Consider the following 21,949-nt stretch of genomic DNA (forward strand, 5'->3'; position numbering starts at 1 on the left):
TTTTCGTTAGGGAAGCCGTCGTGATGGCGTGTTCGGCCTGAGGTCTCCATAGGGTCAGAAGCGGGCATTCCCTCGCGGTCTGCACGTGGGTCCGCTGACAGCCCGGGGGCTGCCTTCTCAGCATTGGAAATGAACGTCCCTCAGGGCCCAGCGGGGCGTTACAATCCAGACGGCCTATTTTGGTTTGATGGCCTTGAGCATCGTTTCAGTGTCGGTCAGCCAGACGCTTCCGTCATTTTTCAACCGTGCCAGCACGCGCCGCATCGCGGCTGCGCCATCGGGTGTGCCAACGACAAAGGGATGGATTCCGATCACCACGGTGGTCGCCTCGCGAGCCGGATCACCGCGCGCTTCCTCGGCGAGCTCGATCACGTAATCGAGCCACAATTTCTCGATTTCGGTCGGCGACTTCATGCGCGACAGATTCTGCCCCATGTCGACCGTCACCACCGGATAGGGCAGTAACATCAGCGGTCCGTTCGGCGTGTCGAGCTGCGATACGATGTCCGAATCCATGCCATCAATGGTGTAGGTGACGCCCGCGGCAGCCATCGCCTGCATCGTGTCGGAATTGGCATAGACGCTCGGGCTCGACCAGCCGGTCGATTTCACGCCCGTCGTCGACGTGATGAGCGCGAGGGTGTCGTTGATGTAGCTTTTCTGCTCATCGACGCCACGACCGAGTGGCAGCATGTGGCTGGTGTTGTTCATGCCGTGGGCGACGATCGGCGCGTTCGGCTGAAGGCTGCGAAGCTCCTTCCATTCCGACGGATGCGCGCGCGGAAATTCTGCATTCAAGGCGATGCTGAGCGGCACATCCAGATCCCTGAAAAGGCGGGCGACGCGCAGGTTTCCCCAACTCAACGAATATTGGCGGAAGTTTTCGTTGACGAGATCCGGGCTCCGGCCGGCAAGGTCGGGGCGGTAGACCGGTCCCTGGCCAAAGCCGAACTCCTCGACAAAGAGCACGAAACTCACGGCCACTTTCTTGCCGCCGGGCCAGGCGGCGACATGGACGGGGTTGCGTGGAAATTTCGTGATCCAGTCGACCTCCTGCTGCGCCGAAACCGTTGCAGGCATCACGAGCGACAGGACGGCGGCCGTCGCAACGAGCAGTCCGAATGGGCGGGACCGGCATCGCATCATGATCGGCGGCCGTCGGTGGAGATTGGCAAGCGAGGCCTCCCAGGAATGATCTGTCGGTGCATGATCTCGTCCGTCAATCGGCGCCGGGCGCCGCGGGCCGAGACGCTTTTTCCCCGGACCGGACTTGTCCGAGACGCACGGTCTGAAGGTCGTAGATAGAGCGTTCGGCCTTAAAAAATCGTATTTGTCGCGACGGATTTCGTCGCGGCGAACGACCGGCTTGCTCCGGCTACAGGACCTTGCTCGCGCCGGGAATTTGCCGCAGCGCGCGCGTGAGCGCCCAGCTGAATGCGACTGTCAGCACGAAGCCGACGGTCGCCTTGACGATCGCCGGTAGATTGTAATCGAACAGCCAATACTGCAGCCAAAGCGCGATCGGGTAGTGCACCAGGAAGATGCCGAAGGCGTCTGCCTGCATCGGGTCGAGAAGCCTGGCGGTGCCCGATTGCTTGAACCTCTGGAAAAAAGCCAGGATGAGAAACATGATGGCCACGCTGAAGACCGTGAAGCAGGCGGCGTAAAGGCCTTCGTACCAGTCCGGCAACGGCGATGGATTGCCGAGGATTTCCCGCTTGATGTAGATCAGTCCCCAGAGCAGACAGTACGGCACGATCGCGAGCACCATCCACTCCCAGCTGACCTTTGCCATGCGGCCGTCGGCCGCGAGCAGGCCGCGGTCCATATTCGCGACGCCGATACCGGCGCCGAAAAAGAAGTAGCTGGCATAGAGCATCACCCGCCCGAGCTGCACCGAGAATGGCCCAAACTCGAACCAGGTGCTGTGTCCGTAGTGCATCAGCCCGGGAATGTAGAACGCCGCGGTCACGGCCAGCATGACGGCGAAGAAGTCGGCCGGCCGGCGGCGGCCGTGCAGGGAAAGACGATTAAGCGGGTCGAGCAGGTGGGGTCGCAGTCGAAACAGCAGGCACGCCGCCAGGTCGAAGGCGAACAGGACCCAGAGAAACCAGATCGGTCCGCTCGGCCACGGGCCCTTGGTGATCATGTTCCAGTAGTACTCCGAAAAGCCGATTTCGGGGTGTTGTCGGAGCGAGATGGCGTAGTAGGCGAGCGGGATGACCGTGAAGGCGCAGATCAAGAACGGCAGGCCGAGCCGGAGCAAGCGGTCCTGGAGATAGTTGGCCACCCCCTTACGGGCGATGCCGGACCAGGCGAACAGCCCGGACAGGAAAAAGAACATCGCCATGAAGAAACTGTCGGTGGCGAGCACGATCATGTCGAAGCCGAAGAAGTACTTCGGGTCGGTGTGGCCGAAATAGGTGTACGGAATCACGGCATGATGCAGCAACACGACCAGGGTCAAAAACGTGCGGGCCCGGTCAATCGCGGGATTGCGGGTCTTCGCTTTGGGAACCGACCGTACATCGGTCGTCATACCAACCTCGAGGGTCGTCATGATTTGCTGCTCCCATCCTCAGAACGGCGCGTTTTGCCCGCCACAGACTACGTCCTGCGCGGGCATGACCTTGACGTGGATCAATGGTAGAGCACGACTGTATCGCTGGCTGCCCGTATGGAGCGCTTCTGCGCACGGACTCAGCTGGCCAAATTCGCTGTCCAGACCTGGCCTTCTGTACTGCCGGACCGCCGTCCGCACCCTCGGCGAGCGGCGATGATGGCATCATGCCACTGTTTTGCCCGACGGATCAAGCGGATTTCGCAAAATCAGCAGTTCCTGCGACTAAACCATTGATGTCGCTGTCACCGGCTACTGTGCATGGGGTTGTTTTCGATAGTCTTGGGGCAGGGCCGCGAAAGCCCGGCCTGAACCCGATGTCAGTGTCCGCCGAGATAGGCCGTGATCAGCTTGGGATCGTGGATGAGATCCTTGGCGGGGCCGGACTGCACGATCTCGCCGGTCTCGAGCACGTAGCCGTAATCGGCCGTCTCCAGCGCGGCGCGGGCGTTCTGCTCGACCAGCAGGATCGACACGCCGAGATCGCGCAGCGATGCGATGGTGCGAAAGATCTCGCGCACGATCAGCGGCGCGAGGCCGAGGCTCGGTTCGTCCAGCATGAGCAGCTTCGGCTTGGCCATCAGCGCGCGCCCGAGTGCGAGCATCTGGCGCTCGCCGCCGGAGAGGGTGCCGGCGGCCTGGCGTTGCCGCTCCTTCAGACGGGGAAAGCGATCGTAGACCTCGCCCAGCGTCTTCTGGACGCCGGAGCGGTCGCGCAGGCTGTAGGAGCCGAGCAGAAGATTGTCGGCGACCGACATGTCGGAGAACAGCTCGCGCTTTTCCGGGACTAGGCACAGCCGGCGCTCGACGCGATCCTCGACCGACATTTTTCCGATGTCGCCGCCCTGGAACACCATGCGGCCGCGCGATGCGAGCAGCCCGATGGCCGCCATCAACAGTGTGGTCTTGCCGGCACCGTTCGGGCCGATGACGGTGACGATCTGGCCTTCTTCGATCGACAGTGAGACGTTGCGGACAGCTTCGACGTTGTCGTAGCAGACGGTCACGTCCGTCATGGAAAACATCCCGCTCACGCGACGCCTCCGAGATAGGCCTCTTGAACCCGTTCGTCGCTGCGGATCGCCGCCGGCGCGCCTTCGCAGAGTTTTGAGCCGAAATCGAGCACCACGATGCGGTCGACCAGCGACATCACGAACTCCATGTCGTGCTCGACGATCAGGATGGTCAGATGGTCCGCCCGCAGCGAGCGAAGCAGCTCCGCAAGCCGCAGCTTCTCCTGGCGGCGCAGGCCTGCTGCCGGCTCGTCCAGCACCAGCAGCGCCGGGTCGGCGGCCAGCGCACGGGCGATCTCCAGGATACGCTGGTTGCCGAGCGGCAGATTGCCTGCGAGTTCGAACGGCTTTTCACCGAGGCCGACGCGCTCGAGCTGCGTCAGGGCCTCGTGCCGCGCGCTGGCCTCCTCGCGCTGGTTGAGGCGGAAGGCGCCGGCGAACAGGCCCGTGCCGGTGCGGGCGTAGGTGCCGAGCATCACGTTTTCCAGAAGGCTCATGCGCGGCCGCAGCTTCACGTGCTGGAAGGTCCGCGCGACACCGGCCTTGGCGATGCGGGATTGCGCATCATGCGTAATGGGGCGTCCCGCAAAGACGATCTCACCCTTGTTGACCCTGAGCGCGCCGGTCAGGCAGTTGAACATCGTGCTCTTGCCGGCGCCGTTCGGGCCGATGACGGCAAGGATCTCGCCGGACCGGACCTCGAAGCTGACATTGTTGACCGCGACCAGCCCGCCGAACCGGCGCTCGGCGCCGTCGACTTTCAGAAGCAGCTCGCCCGGCGTCGGTTGGGGGCGACGCGGCAGCGGCGGCGCAGGCTGCGGCCGCTCGCGTTTGATCTTCGGCAGATAGCGCGCGACGAACGGCACGATGCCCTGCCGCGCCCATTGCAGGAACAGGATGAACAGTGCGGAGAACGCGACGATCTCGAGCTGGCCGGAGGCGCCCTTGGCGATCAGCGGCAGATAGTCCTGCACGCTGTTCTTGAGCAGGGTGACGACGGCGGCACCCACGACGCCGCCGAGCAGGCTACCGGCGCCGCCGACCATCGACATCATCAGATATTCGATGCCCATGCCGGCATCGAACGGGCCCGGGCTGATGAAGCGGCTCATATGGGCGTAGAGCCACCCCGAGAGCGAAGCCAGAAAGGCCGCGATCACGAAGGTCACGAGCTTGATCCGGAAGGCGTTGATGCCGAGGCTCTCGACCAGCGTATTGCCACCGCGGAGCGCGCGCATGGCGCGACCGAGCCTGGAGTCCAGCAGATTGTATCCGAGCAGGAGGACGGCCGCGACGATGCCCCAGATCAGGAAGTAGATCTGCGCGCTCGACACCAGCGAGACCGATCCGATGCTGATCGGCGGAATCGACGAGATGCCGTTGAAGCGGCCGAGTCCCTCGACATTGCCGAACAGGAAGCCGATGGCGAGACCCCAGGCGACGGTCGAGAGCGAGAGGAAATGCCCCTGGAGCCGCAAGGTGACGACGCCGAGGATAGCTGCGACGCAGCAGGTCAGCGCCACGCCGAAGAGGAGGCCGAGCCACGGGGAGTATCCGTTCAATGCGGAGACCCAGGCGGTCGCATAGGCCGCGACGCCCACGAACGCCGCCTGTCCGAACGACACGATGCCGCCGACGCCGGTGAGCAGCGCAAGGCCAATGGCGACCAGCGAGTAGATGCCGATATAGTTCATCAACGTGATGCTGAACGGGCTCAGCACCAGGGGGGCGAGCGCGAGGCACACCACCGCCGCCACGGCTGCAAGCTGAACGTGAAGGCGCGTCATTCCTCGATCTCCTCCTCGGAATGCAGCGAGGCGAGGGATCGCCAGATCAGGATCGGGATCAGCAGCGAGAACACGATGACGTCCTTCAGCGCGCTGCTCTCGAAGGATGCGAAGCTCTCGAGGATGCCGACGCCGACGGCGCCGATCGCAGCCCCGGGATAGCTGGTCATGCCGCCGACGATGGCGCCGACGAAGGCCTTGAGGCCGATCAGAAAGCCGGAATCGTAGAACACCGTGTTGACCGGCGCGATCAGGATTCCGGATACGCCGGCCATCAGCGATCCCAGCAGATAGGCGATCGTGCCGGCACGGGCGGGCCGTATCCCCATCAGGCGGGAGCCGGTCCGGTTCACGGCCGTGGCGCGCAGCGATTTTCCGACCAGCGTAAAGTCGAAGAAGAGATAGAGCAGGCCAGAGAAGACGAGGGCCGCAATCACGATCAGCATGGTCTGGCCCGAGACCAGCACGCCGGCGAACTCGGTCGAGAACGACGTCAGCGGTTCGGTTCTGACGCCTTCGGGGCCGAAGAAGAGCAGGCCGAGGCCCACCAGTGCGAAATGCAGCGCGACGGAGACCGTCAGCAGCAACAGCACCGTTCCGTCCGCGATGGGGCGGAAGACGATCCGGTCCAGAAGCGGCGCGATCGGCGTGATCAGCATCAGCGCAAGCACGAGCCTGACGGCAAGCGGCGGCTCGGCGCGCATCGTCAGCCAGGCGAGGCCGACGACGGCGAGCGGAAGTACGAGATAAAAAAGGAGGGCGCGCGGCAGCAGGCGAAGCTCGCCGGAGCGCAGCAGCGAGATGATCTCGATCAGGGTCGCGAGGCCGGCCAGGATGACGACGAGTGCGCCGGTTCCGGGAAAGCGCTTCGCATCGAGGGCCGCCAGCGTCAGGGCCGTGAATGCGGCGATGTCGCCAAAAGGAATGAAGATGACCCGTGTCACCGTGAAGATGAGGACGGTCCCGATCGCCACCAGCGCATAGACTGCGCCGGTGGCGATCCCGTCGATCCCAAGGATGGCTGCGATGTCGCTCGTCATTGAGACGCCGTTGCTCCTTCTGGCTGCCTGCCGCCGTCCGACTACGGCGCGTACTTCCAGGCGCCGCCGGTCAGGCGCACGACGACGAGCGAGCGCTCGTCGACGCCGGTCACGGAACCCGGCTTGAAGTTATAGACGGCATGGACGCCCGGCAGCTCCTTGGTGCTGAGGATCGCATCCCGCAGCGCGGTGCGGAATTCCGCCGTTCCGGGCTTTGCGGTCTTGAGCGCGCGCTCGGCTGCGTTGGCGAAAATCAGCCAGGCGTCGAAGGAGTAGGCGGAGAAGCCGTCGGTGGTCGGAATGTTGTGGGTCTTCTGGTAGACGTTGCGGAAATCCAGGGCGATCTTCTTGGCAAAGTGCTCGTCGGGCAGCTGCTCGGCGACGATGACGGGACCGGCGGAGACCTGAATGCCGTCGGCTGCCTTGCCGCCGACATTGACGAAGTCCGGATTGACCAGCGCCACTGTGCCGTAGGTGTTGCCCTTGAAGCCGCGGTCGGCGAGGCTAAGCAGAGGCAGCGCGCCTTGCGTCCCCGAGCCGCCGTCCAGCACGGCATCCGGCCGCGCGGCAAGCACCTTCAGGATCTGCGCGGTGACCGAGGTGTCGGTGCGGGCATATCGCTCGTTGCTCTGGATCTTGATGTCGCCGGCGGCTTCGGCTGCCTTGGCGCCGTTATAGACGAGGTCGCCCCATGCGTCGGAGAAGCCGATATAGCCGATATTCTTCATGCCATCGCGCTTCATGCGATCGGCGACGATCTTGACGAGCAGGGACGCCGGCTGCGGCACCGACACCACCCACTGCTCGGGCGTTTCCGGCAGCTTGCCGATCGGCGAGACCGCGATCATCGGCACCTTCAGCTCGCTCGCCACCGCCGCCATGGCGATGGTCGACGGTGCCGTCGCGGTGCCGATCAGGAGGTCCACCTTCTCCTCTTCCACCAGCTTGCGCGCGTTGCGGGTCGCTGCCGACGGGTCGGAGCCGTCGTCGAGCTGGATCAGGCGAATGGTTTCGCCATTGATGGTCTTCTTGTACTCATAGGCCGCATTGATGCCGCGCCCATAGGGGATTCCGATCGACGATCCGTTGCCGCTGAGCGAGGTGACGAAGCCGATGGTGATATCGGCCTGTGCAGCCGGAGCGGCGAAGATTCCGGCGACAAGTGCAAATAGGCTCAGAGTCTTGCGCATATGCGTTCTCCTCCGTTGGTGCTGGATAGGAATGCCTCGAAGCCGCCGCGCGGGGAGCCCGAGCGACGAACGAACCGGTTGAAAGCATTGCTGCGGCGCCGAAATCCGGGCGCGATCGATAGAGAGTTTGCTCGGCCGCGCGTCAGCAGCCATGGCGGTGCTTGTTGCTCGAACAACGGGCCCATCGGCAAATGCGGGCAGGCCCTTTCTGGAGCGATGAAAGGGCAGTGACGCGGCCGCGATCCTCGGCCGGCGATGCTGCCACTGCCGGCTGTTCGAGCACGGCGACTGTCCACACGATTGAGTCTCTCAAAATCGGTGCCCTGCAACATCATTGTCATGGCCACCGGTCCTTGACCGGCGAGGAATTACTTAAAGCCTAAAGTATTGCCGGTGGCGTCGTCAACACGTGTCACGGGGCTGTCAGAAAAAAATGTTGCTGCATACAATTTCGTCAGTGTGCGGCGCTTCTTCGCGGATCGAATGAACGAAAACGCCGTGCTCGCCTTGCCGCGACGGTGCCGGTCGCCAGCGCCGCCGCACGCATTTGACGGGTGAATTAGTTTATGGTTGAAATATTCATCGGCAGCCGACGACCGATCCTCCGACCACCGCTTGAGGAGAAGGACGATGCGCATCTTCTGGCAGAGCTTTGTTGATGCGAGCGTGAACGCGCCCTACATGGCGCGGCTGTCGGAATACCTGAACAACATCGCTGCATCAGGCACGACGGTTCATGTCGAGGGCATTACGCCGCCGGACCGGGAGTTCGGACGGCTTGCGGAATTGCGCTGCGCCGTCCAGGCGATCGATAACGGCATCGCGGCCGAGGAGGGCGGGTTCGACGCCTTTGTCATGGGGCATTTCCAGGATCCCGGACTCTACGAGCTGCGCTCGGCGCTCGACATTCCCGTGATCGGGACCGGCGAGGCGACGTTGCTGGCGGCCTCGCAGCTCGGCCGGCGGCTCGGCCTTGTAACGCTCGATCCCGTCTTCGAGGTCTGGCACTACGAGCAGGCCGAGCGCTACGGCCTCCGTGATCGCGTGGTCCATGTGACCGGTCTTGGCTGCAAGCCGGAGGATTTCGCCGATGCGTTCGCCGGAGACGAGGCCGCGCAAGCCCGCATGATCGAGGATTTTGTCGCGTGCGCTCTTCCGCTGGTCGAGCGCGGTGCGGACGTCGTGATCCCGGCCGGCGTGCTGCCAGGCCTCCTGATCGGGAAGGAGCATGGCCTGAAGGTCGGCCACGCGCCGGTGGTCAATTGTGCGGCGGTGGCGCTGAAGAGTGCCGAGATGTGGGTCCAGCTCCGGCGGCTCAATGGCACCGAGCCCAGCCGCGGGCCGAGCTTCAAGCGCGCCAGCGCCCAGGCGCGGGCGGATTTCCGCGCGTTGCTCGCCCGTAACGACCGTTAGTCCTGCCAGATTGTTCTTGGAGACCAAGCCATGATGACCCCCGAAAAGATCCTGTACGAGACCGAGGTGACGGCGACCGGCGGTCGGGACGGCAAGGCCGCCAGCGCCGACGGTCTTCTGTCCGTGTCGCTGTCCTTGCCGAAATCGATGGGCGGCCCCGGCGGCGAAGGAACCAATCCCGAGCAGCTCTTTGCGGCCGGCTATGCCGCGTGCTTCCTCGGCGCGGTCAAGCTCGTCGCGCGGACGCGGAAGGTGGTGCCGTCTGCCGAGCCTTCGGTGACTGCGAAGGTCGCGATGGGGCCGGTCCCCGTCGGATATGCGCTGGCTGTCGAGCTGAAAGTCAATCTGCCCGGTGTCGAGAAATCGGTGGCCGAAGAGGTCGTCGCCGGCGCACATGAGCGCTGCCCCTATTCGAACGCTACCCGTGGCAATATTGACGTGAGATTGACGGTGGTTTGAGGCGAATGAACGAGGCGGGCCGACGGTGACCAATACCTTACGCACACCGTATGATGGCGTCGTGATCGCGACGCCCGTCACGATTCCCTATGTGCGCTACTCCATCGAAAGCGCGCAATGGTGGATCGGCCGAGCGCTCAGCGCGCTCGTCGCGCAGGCCGGCATCAAGGCGTCCGATATCGATGGTCTGTGCGTCTCCAGCTTCACCATGGGCACTGACAGCGGGGTCGGGCTGACGCAGCATTTCGGTCTATGCGTCCGGTGGCTGGATACGATCCCGCTCGGTGGCGCCAGCGCCATCGCCGGCTTACGAAAGGCTGCGCGCGCGGTTCAGGCCCATGACGCCGACATCGTGGCCTGCGTGGCAGGCGACACCAACCACGTCGATTCCTTCAGGCTGACGCTCGAAAACTTTTCGCGCTTCAATCAGGATGCCGTCTACCCCTACGGCGCGGGCGGCGCCAATTCGAGCTTCGCGCTGATCGCGCGCAACTACATGCGGACTTTCGGCGTTACGCGCGAGGACGTCGGCAGGATCGCGGTCGCCCAACGCGCGAATGCCTTGCGCAACCCGCATGCGCTGATGAAGACGCCGCTGACGCTCGAGCAATATCTCGCGGCACGGCCGATTTCTGATCCGATCCACCTGTTCGATTGCGTGATGCCCTGCGCCGGTGCGGAAGCGTTTCTCGTCATGCGCGAAGAGACAGCGGCCTCGCTGAGGCTCCCGGCCGCGCGACTTCTGTCGACGATCGAACGGCACAATGCCTTCGCCGACGATCCGATGCAGGTGCGGGGCGGTTGGGCGATGGACATCGGCGAGCTCTATGCGATGGCCGGCGTGAAGCCCGATGATCTCGACGTCGTGCAGACCTATGACGACTATCCCGTCATCACGATGATGCAGTTCGAGGATCTCGGCTTCTGCAAGAAGGGGGAGGGGGCCGAGTTCGTGCGCCAGCACGATCTCACCATCGGTGGTGACTTTCCGCACAACACGTCGGGCGGACAGCTTTCGGCCGGGCAGGCCGGTGCTGCCGGCGCCTATCTCGGTCTCGTCGAGGGATTGCGGCAGGTTCTGGGGACTGCGGGCCCTACCCAGGTCGGGAATGCAAGCCTCGCCTTGGCGTCCGGGTTCGGTATGATCAACTATGACCGCGGTCTGGCCTCGGGCGCCGCGATCCTTGCAGGGCCCTCGCGATGATAGAGCCGATCAAGCCGCCCCGGCGCAAGAACCCGCTGTTGCGAACGCGGCTGCCGGCCTCGCCACCGCGACCGCGCAGCAGGACGTCGCATGGGTTCACGCGGGCGGCCGCCGAAGGCCGCTTCATGCTGCAACGCTGCGAGGCTTGCGGCTCCTTTGCTTATCCCGCGCGAGAGGCGTGTCCGTCTTGCTTGTCTGACGGCCTCGCCTTCGTCGACGCGCCACGGCGAGGCACGCTGCTCGCCGAGACAACCGCGCGGGTGCCGAGCGACGTCTACTTCCGCGAACGGGCGCCGTGGCGGATCGGCCTCGTCAGGATGGATTGCGGTCCGACGATCGTGACCCATCTCCATGCCGACTGCGCGGAGGGCGCAGCCGTCCGGATGTCGTTTCAACTCGACAAGAGCGGCCAGGCGGTGGCCTTTGCCCATCCCGAAGGGGAGACTCCCAACATGGCAGACGACAAGCAGTGGCGGGAAATGACGGCCGATCCGAAATTCCGACGCGTGCTCGTGACCAACGGCCGCACCGTGATCGGCCAGGAAGCCGTCGCGGCCTTGAAGACCGCGGGCGCCAAGACGGTGTTCGTCGGCATTGCCGAACCGTGGCGTCCGTTCGCCGGCGAAAACCTGCTTCGCGGTCAGGACGGAATCGAGATCGTGACCCTCGACGCGGCCGACGAAAAATCGGCCATTGATCTCGCGGCCGACATCGGCGGCAAGGTCGATATCCTCGTCAACACGACAGAATATGTGCGACCGGGCGGACTGCTCGACCGCAGGGGCACGAGCATCGCACGCGACGAGATCGATCAGGCCTATCTCGGCTTTATCAACCTCGCGCAGGCCTTTGGACCCGCCATGCGGATGCGCGGCGCCGACGGCATCAGCAACAGCGCCGCCTGGGTCAACATTCTCTCGGTCTATGCGTTGGCGAGTTGGCCTGCCTTTGGTGCCTACTCAGCCTCGCAAGCGGCGTGCCTGTCGCTCTCGCACTGCCTTCGTGCCGAGCTCAGGCCCGGCGGCGTCAGGGTGATGAATCTTTTCACCGGGCCCGTTGACACCGAGTGGTTCCAGACCGTGCCCCCGCCAAAGGTCGCACCGCGCGCAGTCGCGCAGGCGATCGTGTCGGGGCTCAAAGGTGGCCTCGAGGAGATGTATGTCGGAGATGTCGCCGAAGAGATCCGGCAGCGTCTCGCTGCCAATCCGAAAGCGCTCGAACGAGAGCTCGACAGGTGAAATCGGAATTTCAACCAAGCTGGAGGACGTGACGATGCAAAGCAAGAATCTCCTGGAGCTGGCGGGTGCGATTTCTTCTGGCGCGGTGCGCGTCGTCGATCTGACCTTTACGCTCAGTCCGGATTTTCCGGTCATCGTGCTGCCGCCGGAGTTCGGCCAGGCGGCGCCGGTCCGCATCCAGGAAATCTCGCGATACGACGGTCGCGGCCCGGCCTGGTACTGGAACAATGTCACCTTCGGCGAACATACCGGCACGCATTTCGATGCGCCGATCCACTGGTTCACCGGCAAGGACCTGCCGAACAATGCCGTCGACACGATGCCGGCCAAGGACATGATCGCGCCGGCCTGTGTCATCGACTGCTCGGCGCAGGCGGCCCAGGATCCCGATTTCCTGCTGACGGTTCCACTCGTCGAGGCCTGGGAGGCGAAACACGGCCGCATCCCCGAGCGGAACTGGGTGCTGCTGCGAACCGATTGGTCGAAGAAGGGTTGGCGCGACTACGCCAATCTCAGGGATGACGGCGCGCACACGCCGGGCCCGAACGCGGCCGTCATGAAGTGGCTGGTGGAAGAGCGCGGCGTCATCGGATTCGGCACCGAGACCATCGGTACGGATGCAGGGCAGGCCGGGCATTTCGAGCCGCCTTATCCGGCGCATCACTTCCTGCACGGCGCTGGCCGTTACGGCCTGCAATGCCTGTGCAATTTGGATCAGCTTCCGGCCACCGGCGCCATCATCGTCGCCTCGCCGCTGAAGATCCAGAACGGCTCCGGCAGTCCGCTTCGCGTCATCGCGCTGGTCTCGTCGACCTGAAGTGAATTCATGGCGCTTGCCAATCAGAACAAGAAATATTCGCGAAAGACAGGTGCCATGAACGTGATCAAGAGTCTGCTGGTCTCCACTGCATTGCTTCTCGTCGTCCCGCAAGCAGCGCAGGCCGAGATCCTCGTTGGATTCGTCACCGGCCTCAGCGGGCCGGTGTCGTCGATCGGAATTCCCAACGCGAAGGGGATCGCGGCGGGGCAGGCCTATATCGGCGAGATCGGCGGCGAGAAGATTCGGGTCATCCAGCTTGATGACGGCTCCGATCCGACGGCGTCTGCGCGCAACGCTCGCAAACTCGTCGAGCAGGAGAAGGTCGATGTCCTCATCGGCACGTCTGGCGCCCCGCAGACGCTCGCGATGGCGACGGCAGCAATCGAGATGAAGACTCCAATGATCGCGGTGTCGCCGATCGCGCCGGTGCCGCCCGGCGACGGCGGCCCCTGGGTCGTCCAGACGCCGCAACCAACGCCGCTGCTCGTGCAAGGCATCGTCGACCACATGAAGGCGAAGGGCCTGAAGACCGTCGCGTTCATTGGCTTCTCCGACGCGTTCGGCGACCTCATGTACAGTTCGCTCGAGCAAAGTGCGAAGGCCGCCGATATCAAGATCATCGCCAACGAACGCTACGCCCGATCGGACGCCTCGGTCACAGCCCAGGTGCTGCGCGCGCTTGCTGCACGTCCCGACGCGATCATGCTCGGCGGCACCGGGACGCCCGGCGCGTTGCCGGTCATCGCGCTGTCCGAGCGTGGGTATAAAGGGCCGCTCTACGGCAATCACGGGCTGATCAGCGCTGATTTCCTGCGTCTGGCCGGCAAGACTGCCAACGGCATCATCTGCCCGACTGGACCTGTGACCGCCGCGGAGCAACTTCCGGCCAACAATCCGATTCAGAAGGTGGCCCTGGATTTCCGTGCGGCCTTCGAGAAAGCGAACGGCGAGGCGCCGACGGATTCTTTCTCGTCCTATTCCTTCGACGGCTGGCTGGTCTTCGCCGACGCCGCCAAGCGGGCGATGGCAACCGGCGCCAAGCCCGGCTCGCCGGAATTCCGGACCGCGCTTCGTCAGGCACTGTTCGCGACGAAGGAGGTCGTCGGAACGCAGGGCGTCTACACCTATACGCCGGCGGATCGGCATGGCGTCGACGACCGCTCGCGCATCATGGTCCAGATCGAGGACGGCAAATACAAGCTGTTGCCCTGAGGCGGGAGCATGATGGTGACGGAGCACGGGGCACCGGCGAACACCAACGGGGCGGTTGGCCGGGAGAACGTGACACTGGCCCCGATGCGTGCGGTGACGTCGTTTCCGCCGTCGGACCGGATTCTGTCCACTATCCTCACGCGGCAGGCGGAACGCCATGGTGAGCGCGTCCTGCTGGTCGCGGGTGAGACGCGCTGGACCTTTGCGCAGACCGCGGCGATCGCGGCCGCGTCGGCCCGGGCACTCGTCGATGCCGGCATCAACCCGGGCGATCGGGTCGCGCTGATGTGCTCGAACCGTCCGGAGTTCCTGCAGGTCTATCTCGGCTGCGCGTGGCTCGGGGCCATCGCGGTCCCGATCAATACCGCGTTGCGCGGTGTCCAGCTCTCCCACATCTTCCGCAACTCGCGTCCCGCGCTGCTTGTCGTCGAGGCTCAGTTCGCGGGCGCGATCGACAGCGTGGAGGCGGGGGTCGATCTGCCGCCGCGGACCTGGATCATCGGAGCTGCCGATGAGCCAATCGATGCCAGGCTGTCCGCGTTACCGTTGCCAGCTCTCGGAGCCGCAGTCGCGGCGGGCGCTGTCCGCCCTGGCGACACCGTTGCGATCCTCTACACATCGGGGACCACCGGGCCTGCAAAGGGTGTGTGTTGTCCGCAGGCGCAATTGTTCTGGTGGGGCATCTATTCGGCGCGTGCGCTCGGCATCCGCGAGGGCGATGTGCTGTTCACGACGCTGCCCCTGTTCCACACCAATGCGCTGAATGCGTTCTATCAGGCGCTCCTGAACGGATGCACTTACGTGTTGGAGCCGAAATTCTCCGCCTCCGGCTTTTGGGCCGCCGCGCAACGGCACAATGCGACGGTCGGCTATCTGCTCGGCGCGATGGCGTCGATGCTGCTGGCGCAGCCGAAGACGGCGAACGATTCGACGCATTGTCTTCGCGTTGCGCTCGGCGGCGGAGTGCCGCCGCAGATCCACGCTCCGTTCCGCGAACGCTTTGGCGTACCGCTGGTCGACGGCTACGGGTCGACCGAAACGAACTTCGTGTTCGCCGGCACGATTCCGTCGGATCGTCCGGGCACGATGGGTTACCTTGCCGAAGGCATCGAAGCGCGGATCGTCGACGAGAATGATTCAGGTCTTCCTGATGGAGAGGCCGGCGAGCTAGTGCTTCGCGCGAGTGAACCGTTTGCTTTTGCCACCGGCTATTTTGGCATGCCGGAGAAGACGGTCGAGGCCTGGCGAAATCTGTGGTTTCACTCGGGCGATCGTGTGGTTCGGGATCCCGACGGACACTATCGCTTCATCGACCGCATGAAGGATTCGATCCGCAGGCGTGGCGAGAACGTATCCTCCTGGGAGGTCGAGCAGACCATCCAGTCCCATCCCGCGGTCGCCGCTTGCGCGATCTACCCGCTGCCGTCTGAACTGGGAGAGGACGAGGTTGCAGCGGCGATCCTGCTGGAACCGGGACAATCGCTGGAGCCTGTCGACATCGTCAGGCATTGCGAAGGACAGATCGCCTATTTCGCCATCCCGCGCTACGTGCGCATTTTGAGCCAGATGCCGCTGACGGAGAACGGCAAGATCAAGAAGGGCGTGCTGCGTGAGGCGGGCGTCACTGCGGATATTTGGGATCGCGAGGCGGCCGGAGTGAAGGTGCGACGCTGACAGTTGCGTCCGCTCAGGGTTTTTGCAGAGCGTCCCTGACAGCGCCCTTGAGCTCGTCGAGCTCGCCGATCAAGCCGTCGTACCGATCCGCGGGGAAATCCGCCAGCAACTCGGCAAGCCATGCGCCGTGGCTCTTGGCCATTCGCCTGAAGGTCTTGCGGCCTTCGACCGTCATGCAGACAATCTGCACGCGGCGGTCGAGGTTCGACGGTGTGCGGGTGATGTATCCGTCCGCGACCAGACGGTCCACGATCGGTGTGAGGTTCCCGGCCGAGACCATCAGGCGCTTGGGCAGCTCTCCCAGCACAAGCCCGCTCGGTTCGCGGTCGAGCTGAGCCAGAACATCGAAGCGGGGCATCGTGAAATCGAACTCATCGCGAAACCGGCGCCGCAGCTCCCCCTCGATCAGGGTCGTGCAGGCGAGCAGCCGGAGCCAAACCCGCGTTTGAGCCCTGTACTCGGCCTCCTGATCCACCCCATTCCTGGCTGATACAGGCGCGGACTCTTTCGCGAGTGCCAATCGAATCTCCCGGGCTTCGTAGCCTGTTGAAAGCTGACGCAGCTCTCATGGTCGATGGCAAGATAGTTCGTGCCAAAAGTAAATTCAAGGCTGAGCCCGGGCGTCCCGGAATTGGTGCAGCTCCGTATCCAATTTGCACTGTATCTCAAGATCGATGCCGGGGAGCCAAAGCCGCCGTCGAGGTCTTTGCAGAAGCCGCCTTGACAAGGCGCGCGCCAACGAAATATTTTATGCTTAAAATAATTGAGCGAAGGTTCGGCGCATGGCGTGCCCGGCGAAAGCCAGGGGATCATGCGCAGAGTTCGTATCGGCGGCGGCCCGGACGGCCGCGCAGATAGCGCAGGAGGGATCAGATGAGCTCCGTGGCAAAGGTGATCCGGCGTGAATGGCTTGACTGGCCGTTTTTCGAGCCGCGTCATCATGCGATTGGCGATGCGCTCGACCGCTTCGTGCAGTCGGGGGCCCTCGACAAGATCGATCACAGCGACGTCGATGGCGCCTGCCGCCGGCTCGTGCGGGCGATGGGCGAGGCGGGGTTGCTCGATTGCGCGGTCGCGGCTCCTGATGGCGATGCCACGACAATCGATTCCCGTTCGATCTGCCTGTCGCGCGAGTCGCTCGCCTACGCCGATGGCCTCGCCGATTTCGCCTTCGCCATGCAGGGGCTCGGTTCAGGCGCGATTGCGCTCGGCGGTTCTGCAGAGCTGCGCAAGGCCGTGCTGCCGAAAGTTCGCTCTGGCGAATGGCTCGCGGCCTTCGCACTGTCCGAGAGGGAGGCGGGATCGGACGTCGCAGCGATGTCCTGCACCGCGCGCGCCGACGGCAACGACTACGTCATCGACGGCGAGAAGACCTGGATCTCCAACGGCGGTATTGCCGACGTCTACACGCTGTTTGCGCGAACCGGCGAGGCGCCGGGCGCCCGCGGCATTTCGGCCTTTGTCGTCTTTCCGGATGATCCCGGCTTCGGCATCGCCGAGCGCATCGACGTCATCGCGCCGCATCCGCTGGCGACGTTGCGCTTCACCAATTGCCGGATCCCCGCGAGCCGTCGCCTTGGCGCGCCGGGCGGCGGATTCAAGCTCGCGATGCAGACGCTGGATATTTTCCGCGCATCGGTCGCAGCCGCAGCGCTCGGCTTTGCCCGGCGCGCGCTCGACGAAGCGCTGTGGCATGCGCGGAGCCGGCACATGTTCGGCGCGACGCTGGGGGACCTGCAACTGACCCAGGCCGCGCTCGGCGACATGGCGACCGACACCGACGCTGCCGCGCTCCTGACCTACCGCGCGGCCTGGCGCCGCGATGTCCAGAAGCTGCCGACGACGCGCGAAGCTGCAATGGCGAAGCTGACGGCCACCGAGACTGCGCAGCGCGTCATCGACCGGGCCGTCCAGATGTTCGGCGGTCGCGGTGTGCGCAAGGGCGAGATCGTCGAAAGCCTCTATCGCGAAATCCGCGCGCTACGCATCTATGAGGGCGCAACCGAGGTTCAGAAATTGATTGTCGCGCGCGACCTCTTGAAGCCGCGCTGAGGGGGCTGAGGATTCCGCATGAGCACGACGACAAAGCCGGAAGCCGGCGCGACCAGCGGTCTGCAAGTGCTTCAGCCCAGCGGCTGGCCGCAGCCGAAGGGCTATTCCAACGGTATCATGGCCGAGGGACGCCTTGTCGTGACGGGTGGTGTCGTCGGCTGGGACGTTGCAGGCCGCTTTGCCGACGGGTTTGTCGCGCAGGTCCGGCAGGCGCTCGAAAACATCGTCGCGATCCTGGCGGAGGGCGGTGCGAGACCAGAACATCTCGTGCGCCTGACCTGGTATGTCGTGGACATGGACGACTACGTGTCCAGTCTCAAAGCGCTCGGCAAGGCTTATCGCGACGTCATCGGTGTGCACTACCCGAGTATGGCGCTCGTGCAGGTCGTGCGTCTCGTCGAGACGTCTGCGCGCGTCGAGATCGAAGCGACGGCTGTCGTACCGCGCTGACGGCGGCGCGAGTTAGGCGCAGCGCCTGGCCGTTGTGACGTCCAACCGGGCGTCCTCCGGAGTGCAGCAATTCGCGTGGGATTCCCGCCCCGTGATGCTCGTAGTGCGAATCAATGATAGTATCGGCGGCATCAGTTACCGCTTACCGGCATCGTTTGGCTCAACGGTATGATCGTAGATATCTCGCGTGGCCGAATCGATGATTGCTTGCGAGCGTGATCGGAGCGGCTCCAATTAGGTTGTGAATATCGGGCAAGTGCGGATCAGCGGCGCACCCGTATCAGCATCTCGCCCAGATCATTGGCAATATTGGGAAATCGTCCGGAAATGATGGTTTGGACCGATTGCGGTCTAATCGGACGCCCAAGTTTTCGGCACAATATTCCCTTGGTTCCGCCCAATCGAACCGAAATTCCTGCCCCAAACGTAAACATACGTTCACCCGCAATGAGAGGCCGGTTGCACTCAGACTTGGAGGTGCTGGGGGCACTCACCACAAAGGGGAAGCGATTTGACGCTACACTATACCGCAGGCAACAACATCAATGCACAGGGTACCTACACGCCAGCTGCGGCAGGCTTCAACCTGGCCGACGTTTCGTCGGTCGACGAGTTGAATGCACTGCCGGCCGGTGTGAAGGGCATGGTTTACCTCGATCAAGGGGACGGCGTTACCCAGAGCTTCATCGATGCGCTGAAGCCGTACATCGGTAACTCGAAGGTCTACGCCTTCTACCTCAAGGATGAGCCGGATCCGACGGGCCAGTACAATACGCTGGTGACGGCGGCCAACCTCAAGGCAGAGTCCGATTACATCCACGCCAACTTTCCCGGCGCGAAGACCTTCATCACCATGATGAACATGGGATCTTCGGAGAACCCGACCTTCGCGAACACCTACAATCCGGCCAACACCCACATCGATCTGTTCGGCATCGATCCGTACCCGGTGCGGTCGGACATGAGCACGGTCGATTACACCATGATCGACAAGGCCGTGGCGGCCGCCGAGGCCGCGGGGATCTCGGTGGATCATATCGTCCCGGTGTTCCAGACCTTCGGTGGCGGCAACTGGGCCGATGACAGCGGTGGCCACTACGTGATGCCGACGGCCGCGCAGGAACAGACGATGCTCGCTCACTGGGCGGCGGTCGTGCCGAATCCGGCCTTCGATTACGCCTATGCGTGGGGCTCGCAAAATGGCGACACCGCACTCGAGAGCTCGTCCGCGTTGCAGAGCGTTTTCCTGCAGCACAATACCGGCACGAGCACGACCGTCGGAGGCACCACTGGAAGCACCACCGGTACCACGACCGGCAGTTCGAGCGGAACCACGACGACCGGGACCGGGTCGACAGGTGGCACGACCACCTCATCGGGTGGCACGACCACCGGTACGAGCAGCGGGACCACGTCCGGCAGTGGCACGACCACGGGCTCGACCAGCGGCAGTTCGTCCAGCGGCTCGACAACGACGACGAGTGACACCGGTCATCACCATCATCATCATGGGCTCGATTTCTCGCAGCTGACGTCCAGTTCAACGGTAACCGCATCGGCAGCTGTGGGGACGACGACGACGACGACCGCGACCGCAACGCCAAGCGTCGCAACGGACACCACCACGGATGTCGGGCCTCATCATCTGACCGATCTGATCGGCCACCACACCGACCATCACTCCTGGCACCTCTGAGTTCAGAGGATCGCCTAACTCAACAAAGACATACGCGGGGCGCGAATGCCCCGCGTATGAGAATAGCCTAGGGGACCGTTGGCGGCCGCACAGGTCGCGAGTCGGGGTGCCATTCTGCGCACTGCGGAATGTTGGAATGCGAGCGCCAGCGCTCGATCGCATGCAAATTTCAACCGCTTGCCGCTGCCCGATCAAGGGCCGCCCGGATATGCATATGTACGCTTCGGCAAAGGGCTCCGCGCTCGCGGAGGGATTTCGTCAGATACGTCCCGGCCTCCTCGCAGCCGGCGGACTATCGATATTCATAAACCTGCTGGTGTTCGTCTCTCCGCTCTACACCATGCAGATCTACGATCGCGTGTTGACCAGCCGGAACGGAATGACCCTCCTGCTGCTCTCGCTGATCGCGCTCGCGCTCTTCGTCAGCTACGCGACGCTCGAACATTTTCGCAGCCGGATCCTCGTGCAGATCGGGCTCAGGTTCGACCAGCTTCTCTCGGGAGAGGTCTTCGAGACAGCGCTCGGGCATTCCCTGGCCACGGGCAGCTCGCATCATGTCCAGCTGCTTCGCGACGTGGACACCCTGCGGGAAGTCTTGTCGGGGGGCGTGATTACGTCGCTCATGGACGTACCGTGGACGCCGATTTTCCTGGCAATATGCTTCCTGCTCCATCCCCTGATCGGCCTCGTTGCCCTGATCGGTGCGGTCATCATCCTTTTGTTGGCCTTCCTCAACGAGCGCGCCACCAAGGCGCCGCTCATTACGGCCGCGTCGAAAAATCTTCATGCGCTGGATCGATTGACATCCTCGCTCCGCAACGCCGAGGCCATCCGGGCGCTTGGCATGGGGCCTGCCGTGCGCATCGCCTGGAGCTCGACGCATGGCGAGGCACTTCTCGACGGCGCCCGTGCGGGTGAGCGCGGCGGCACGCTCCTTGCGATTTCCAAATTCCTGCGGATGGCTCTTCAGGTGTCGATCATGGGCGTGGGAGCCTATCTCGCGATCCAGCAGGAGATCTCGGGAGGCGTTCTGTTCGCGGCGTCGCTCATCATGGGACGCGCGCTCGCGCCGGTGGAAGCCGCCGTGTCGCAGTGGAAGGCCATCGTTGTCGCGCGGACATCATATGCGCGGCTCGATGCCGCGCTCCGGACCCGGGCCGCAGAGCGGCCGCCAACCCGGCTGCCCGCGCTGGCCGGTGAAGTCTCGGTCGAAGCCGTGACGGTCCTCGTACCCGGATCGCAAATGCCTGCGGTGGCAGATGTGTCGTTCCGCCTGGCGCCCGGCGAAATTGTTGCCGTCGTTGGTCAGTCCGGCTCCGGCAAATCGACGCTGGCGCGAGCATTGGTTGGTGCCTGGCCCATCGTTCGCGGTTGCGTGCGCATCGATGGCAACGACACGAGGCATTTCGATGCCAATTTCCTCGGGCAGCGCCTCGGGTATCTTCCGCAGGACGTCGAATTGTTTGCCGGCACCGTTCGCGACAATATCGCCCGGTTCCGTGATGATGCGACAGACGAAGCGGTTGTCGAGGCTGCACAACTGGCGTCCGCGCACGCCATGATCCAGCGGCTTCCGAAGGGCTATGACACCGTCATTGGCGACAATGGCGCGGGCCTTTCGGGCGGCCAGCGACAGCGTATCGGATTGGCGCGTGCGCTGTTCGGCAAGCCGGTGCTGGTCGTGCTCGACGAGCCGAATGCCAATCTGGACGGAGACGGTGACCGCGCGCTGGCCGATGCCCTCCAGGAGCTCCGGAAGCAGGGGGTGACCGTCGTGATCATCAACCATCGCCCCAATCTGCTTGCCCTCGTCGACAAGATCGTCTTCATGAACGAGGGTCGCCTTGGCCGGTTCGGCACACGCGACGAACTTCTTCCTGCGCTGCTGGGGCAGGCCGTCACGCCGATGCATCGCGAACCGCGAGTGCCGGCCGATCGCCGCCACCAGGCCGAAACTCATCATCGCGCCGACGGCGCCCCCCGCAACGTTTACCTCACGAATTCGGCGCGGCCCGCGCACGCGACGAGGCAATGATGGACGACAACATGCTGTCGCTGAAAGAGAGAAGTCTTCATATTGA

Annotated in this window: 18 protein-coding genes; 11 read left to right on the plus strand and 7 right to left on the minus strand. The window is 64.0% G+C overall.

Translation table 11 applies throughout. The features are described 5' to 3' along the window. Positions 1 to 174 precede the first annotated feature (174 nt). The 6 genes from NLM32_RS19340 to NLM32_RS19365 form a co-directional block, all read right to left on the minus strand. Positions 175 to 1,146: a polysaccharide deacetylase gene (locus NLM32_RS19340; protein ID WP_254130503.1), complete on the minus strand. Its 972-nt coding sequence runs from the start codon at positions 1,144 to 1,146 to the stop codon at positions 175 to 177. A 229-nt stretch (positions 1,147 to 1,375) separates the two neighbouring features. Then, complete coding sequence (locus NLM32_RS19345) at positions 1,376 to 2,560, minus strand: acyltransferase (protein WP_254130504.1); 1,185 nt, start codon at positions 2,558 to 2,560, stop codon at positions 1,376 to 1,378. 380 nt (positions 2,561 to 2,940) lie between these two features. Further along, a complete protein-coding gene (locus NLM32_RS19350) occupies positions 2,941 to 3,654 on the minus strand; it encodes an ABC transporter ATP-binding protein (RefSeq protein WP_254130505.1) in 714 nt (237 codons plus the stop codon). Further along, positions 3,651 to 5,420 carry an ATP-binding cassette domain-containing protein gene (locus tag NLM32_RS19355; protein WP_254130506.1) on the minus strand — a complete coding sequence of 590 codons (1,770 nt, stop codon included), beginning with the start codon at positions 5,418 to 5,420 and terminating at the stop codon, positions 3,651 to 3,653. Before NLM32_RS19355 ends, NLM32_RS19350 begins: the two co-directional genes overlap by 4 nt. Further along, positions 5,417 to 6,460: a branched-chain amino acid ABC transporter permease gene (locus NLM32_RS19360; RefSeq protein ID WP_254130507.1), complete on the minus strand. Its 1,044-nt coding sequence runs from the start codon at positions 6,458 to 6,460 to the stop codon at positions 5,417 to 5,419. Before NLM32_RS19360 ends, NLM32_RS19355 begins: the two co-directional genes overlap by 4 nt. A 41-nt stretch (positions 6,461 to 6,501) precedes the next feature. After that, positions 6,502 to 7,650, minus strand: a complete 1,149-nt coding sequence (locus NLM32_RS19365; protein WP_254130508.1) for an ABC transporter substrate-binding protein — start codon at positions 7,648 to 7,650, stop codon at positions 6,502 to 6,504. 630 nt (positions 7,651 to 8,280) lie between these two features. Between NLM32_RS19365 and NLM32_RS19370 the strand changes: the two genes are divergently transcribed. The 7 genes from NLM32_RS19370 to NLM32_RS19400 are packed head-to-tail and all read left to right on the plus strand — an operon-like array spanning position 8,281 to position 15,670. Beyond that, entirely contained in the window at positions 8,281 to 9,063 is a 783-nt protein-coding gene (locus NLM32_RS19370; RefSeq protein ID WP_254130509.1) for an aspartate/glutamate racemase family protein, read from the plus strand. Positions 9,064 to 9,093: 30 nt separating this feature from the next. Further along, on the plus strand, positions 9,094 to 9,522 hold the full coding sequence (locus NLM32_RS19375) for an organic hydroperoxide resistance protein (RefSeq protein ID WP_375143564.1): 429 nt from the start codon (positions 9,094 to 9,096) through the stop codon (positions 9,520 to 9,522). Between the two features lie 25 nt (positions 9,523 to 9,547). Continuing rightward, complete coding sequence (locus NLM32_RS19380) at positions 9,548 to 10,726, plus strand: thiolase family protein (protein WP_254130510.1); 1,179 nt, start codon at positions 9,548 to 9,550, stop codon at positions 10,724 to 10,726. After that, entirely contained in the window at positions 10,723 to 11,964 is a 1,242-nt protein-coding gene (locus NLM32_RS19385; RefSeq protein ID WP_254130511.1) for an SDR family NAD(P)-dependent oxidoreductase, read from the plus strand. Before NLM32_RS19380 ends, NLM32_RS19385 begins: the two co-directional genes overlap by 4 nt. 34 nt (positions 11,965 to 11,998) lie before the next feature. Further along, entirely contained in the window at positions 11,999 to 12,781 is a 783-nt protein-coding gene (locus NLM32_RS19390; RefSeq protein ID WP_254130512.1) for a cyclase family protein, read from the plus strand. A 57-nt stretch (positions 12,782 to 12,838) separates the two neighbouring features. Further along, a complete protein-coding gene (locus tag NLM32_RS19395) occupies positions 12,839 to 13,996 on the plus strand; it encodes an ABC transporter substrate-binding protein (protein ID WP_254135359.1) in 1,158 nt (385 codons plus the stop codon). A gap of 9 nt (positions 13,997 to 14,005) precedes the next feature. Further along, entirely contained in the window at positions 14,006 to 15,670 is a 1,665-nt protein-coding gene (locus NLM32_RS19400) for an ATP-dependent acyl-CoA ligase (RefSeq protein WP_254130513.1), read from the plus strand. Between the two features lie 13 nt (positions 15,671 to 15,683). Here the strand turns inward: NLM32_RS19400 and NLM32_RS19405 are convergent, their stop codons facing one another. Next, positions 15,684 to 16,190 carry a MarR family winged helix-turn-helix transcriptional regulator gene (locus NLM32_RS19405; RefSeq protein ID WP_254130514.1) on the minus strand — a complete coding sequence of 169 codons (507 nt, stop codon included), beginning with the start codon at positions 16,188 to 16,190 and terminating at the stop codon, positions 15,684 to 15,686. A 353-nt stretch (positions 16,191 to 16,543) separates the two neighbouring features. Between NLM32_RS19405 and NLM32_RS19410 the strand changes: the two genes are divergently transcribed. From NLM32_RS19410 to NLM32_RS19425, 4 genes are all read left to right on the plus strand, one after another. Further along, on the plus strand, positions 16,544 to 17,722 hold the full coding sequence (locus NLM32_RS19410; protein ID WP_254130515.1) for an acyl-CoA dehydrogenase family protein: 1,179 nt from the start codon (positions 16,544 to 16,546) through the stop codon (positions 17,720 to 17,722). Positions 17,723 to 17,740: 18 nt separating this feature from the next. Beyond that, the gene (locus NLM32_RS19415; protein WP_254130516.1) at positions 17,741 to 18,172 is read left to right on the plus strand and encodes a RidA family protein; all 432 of its coding nucleotides are present in this window, start codon (positions 17,741 to 17,743) and stop codon (positions 18,170 to 18,172) included. Between the two features lie 511 nt (positions 18,173 to 18,683). Then, positions 18,684 to 19,868, plus strand: a complete 1,185-nt coding sequence (locus NLM32_RS19420; protein WP_254130517.1) for a calcium-binding protein — start codon at positions 18,684 to 18,686, stop codon at positions 19,866 to 19,868. Between the two features lie 214 nt (positions 19,869 to 20,082). Further along, the gene (locus NLM32_RS19425; RefSeq protein WP_254130518.1) at positions 20,083 to 21,903 is read left to right on the plus strand and encodes a type I secretion system permease/ATPase; all 1,821 of its coding nucleotides are present in this window, start codon (positions 20,083 to 20,085) and stop codon (positions 21,901 to 21,903) included. Positions 21,904 to 21,949: the final 46 nt, after the last annotated feature.

This window comes from Bradyrhizobium sp. CCGUVB14, from assembly GCF_024199935.1.
Lineage (GTDB): Bacteria > Pseudomonadota > Alphaproteobacteria > Rhizobiales > Xanthobacteraceae > Bradyrhizobium.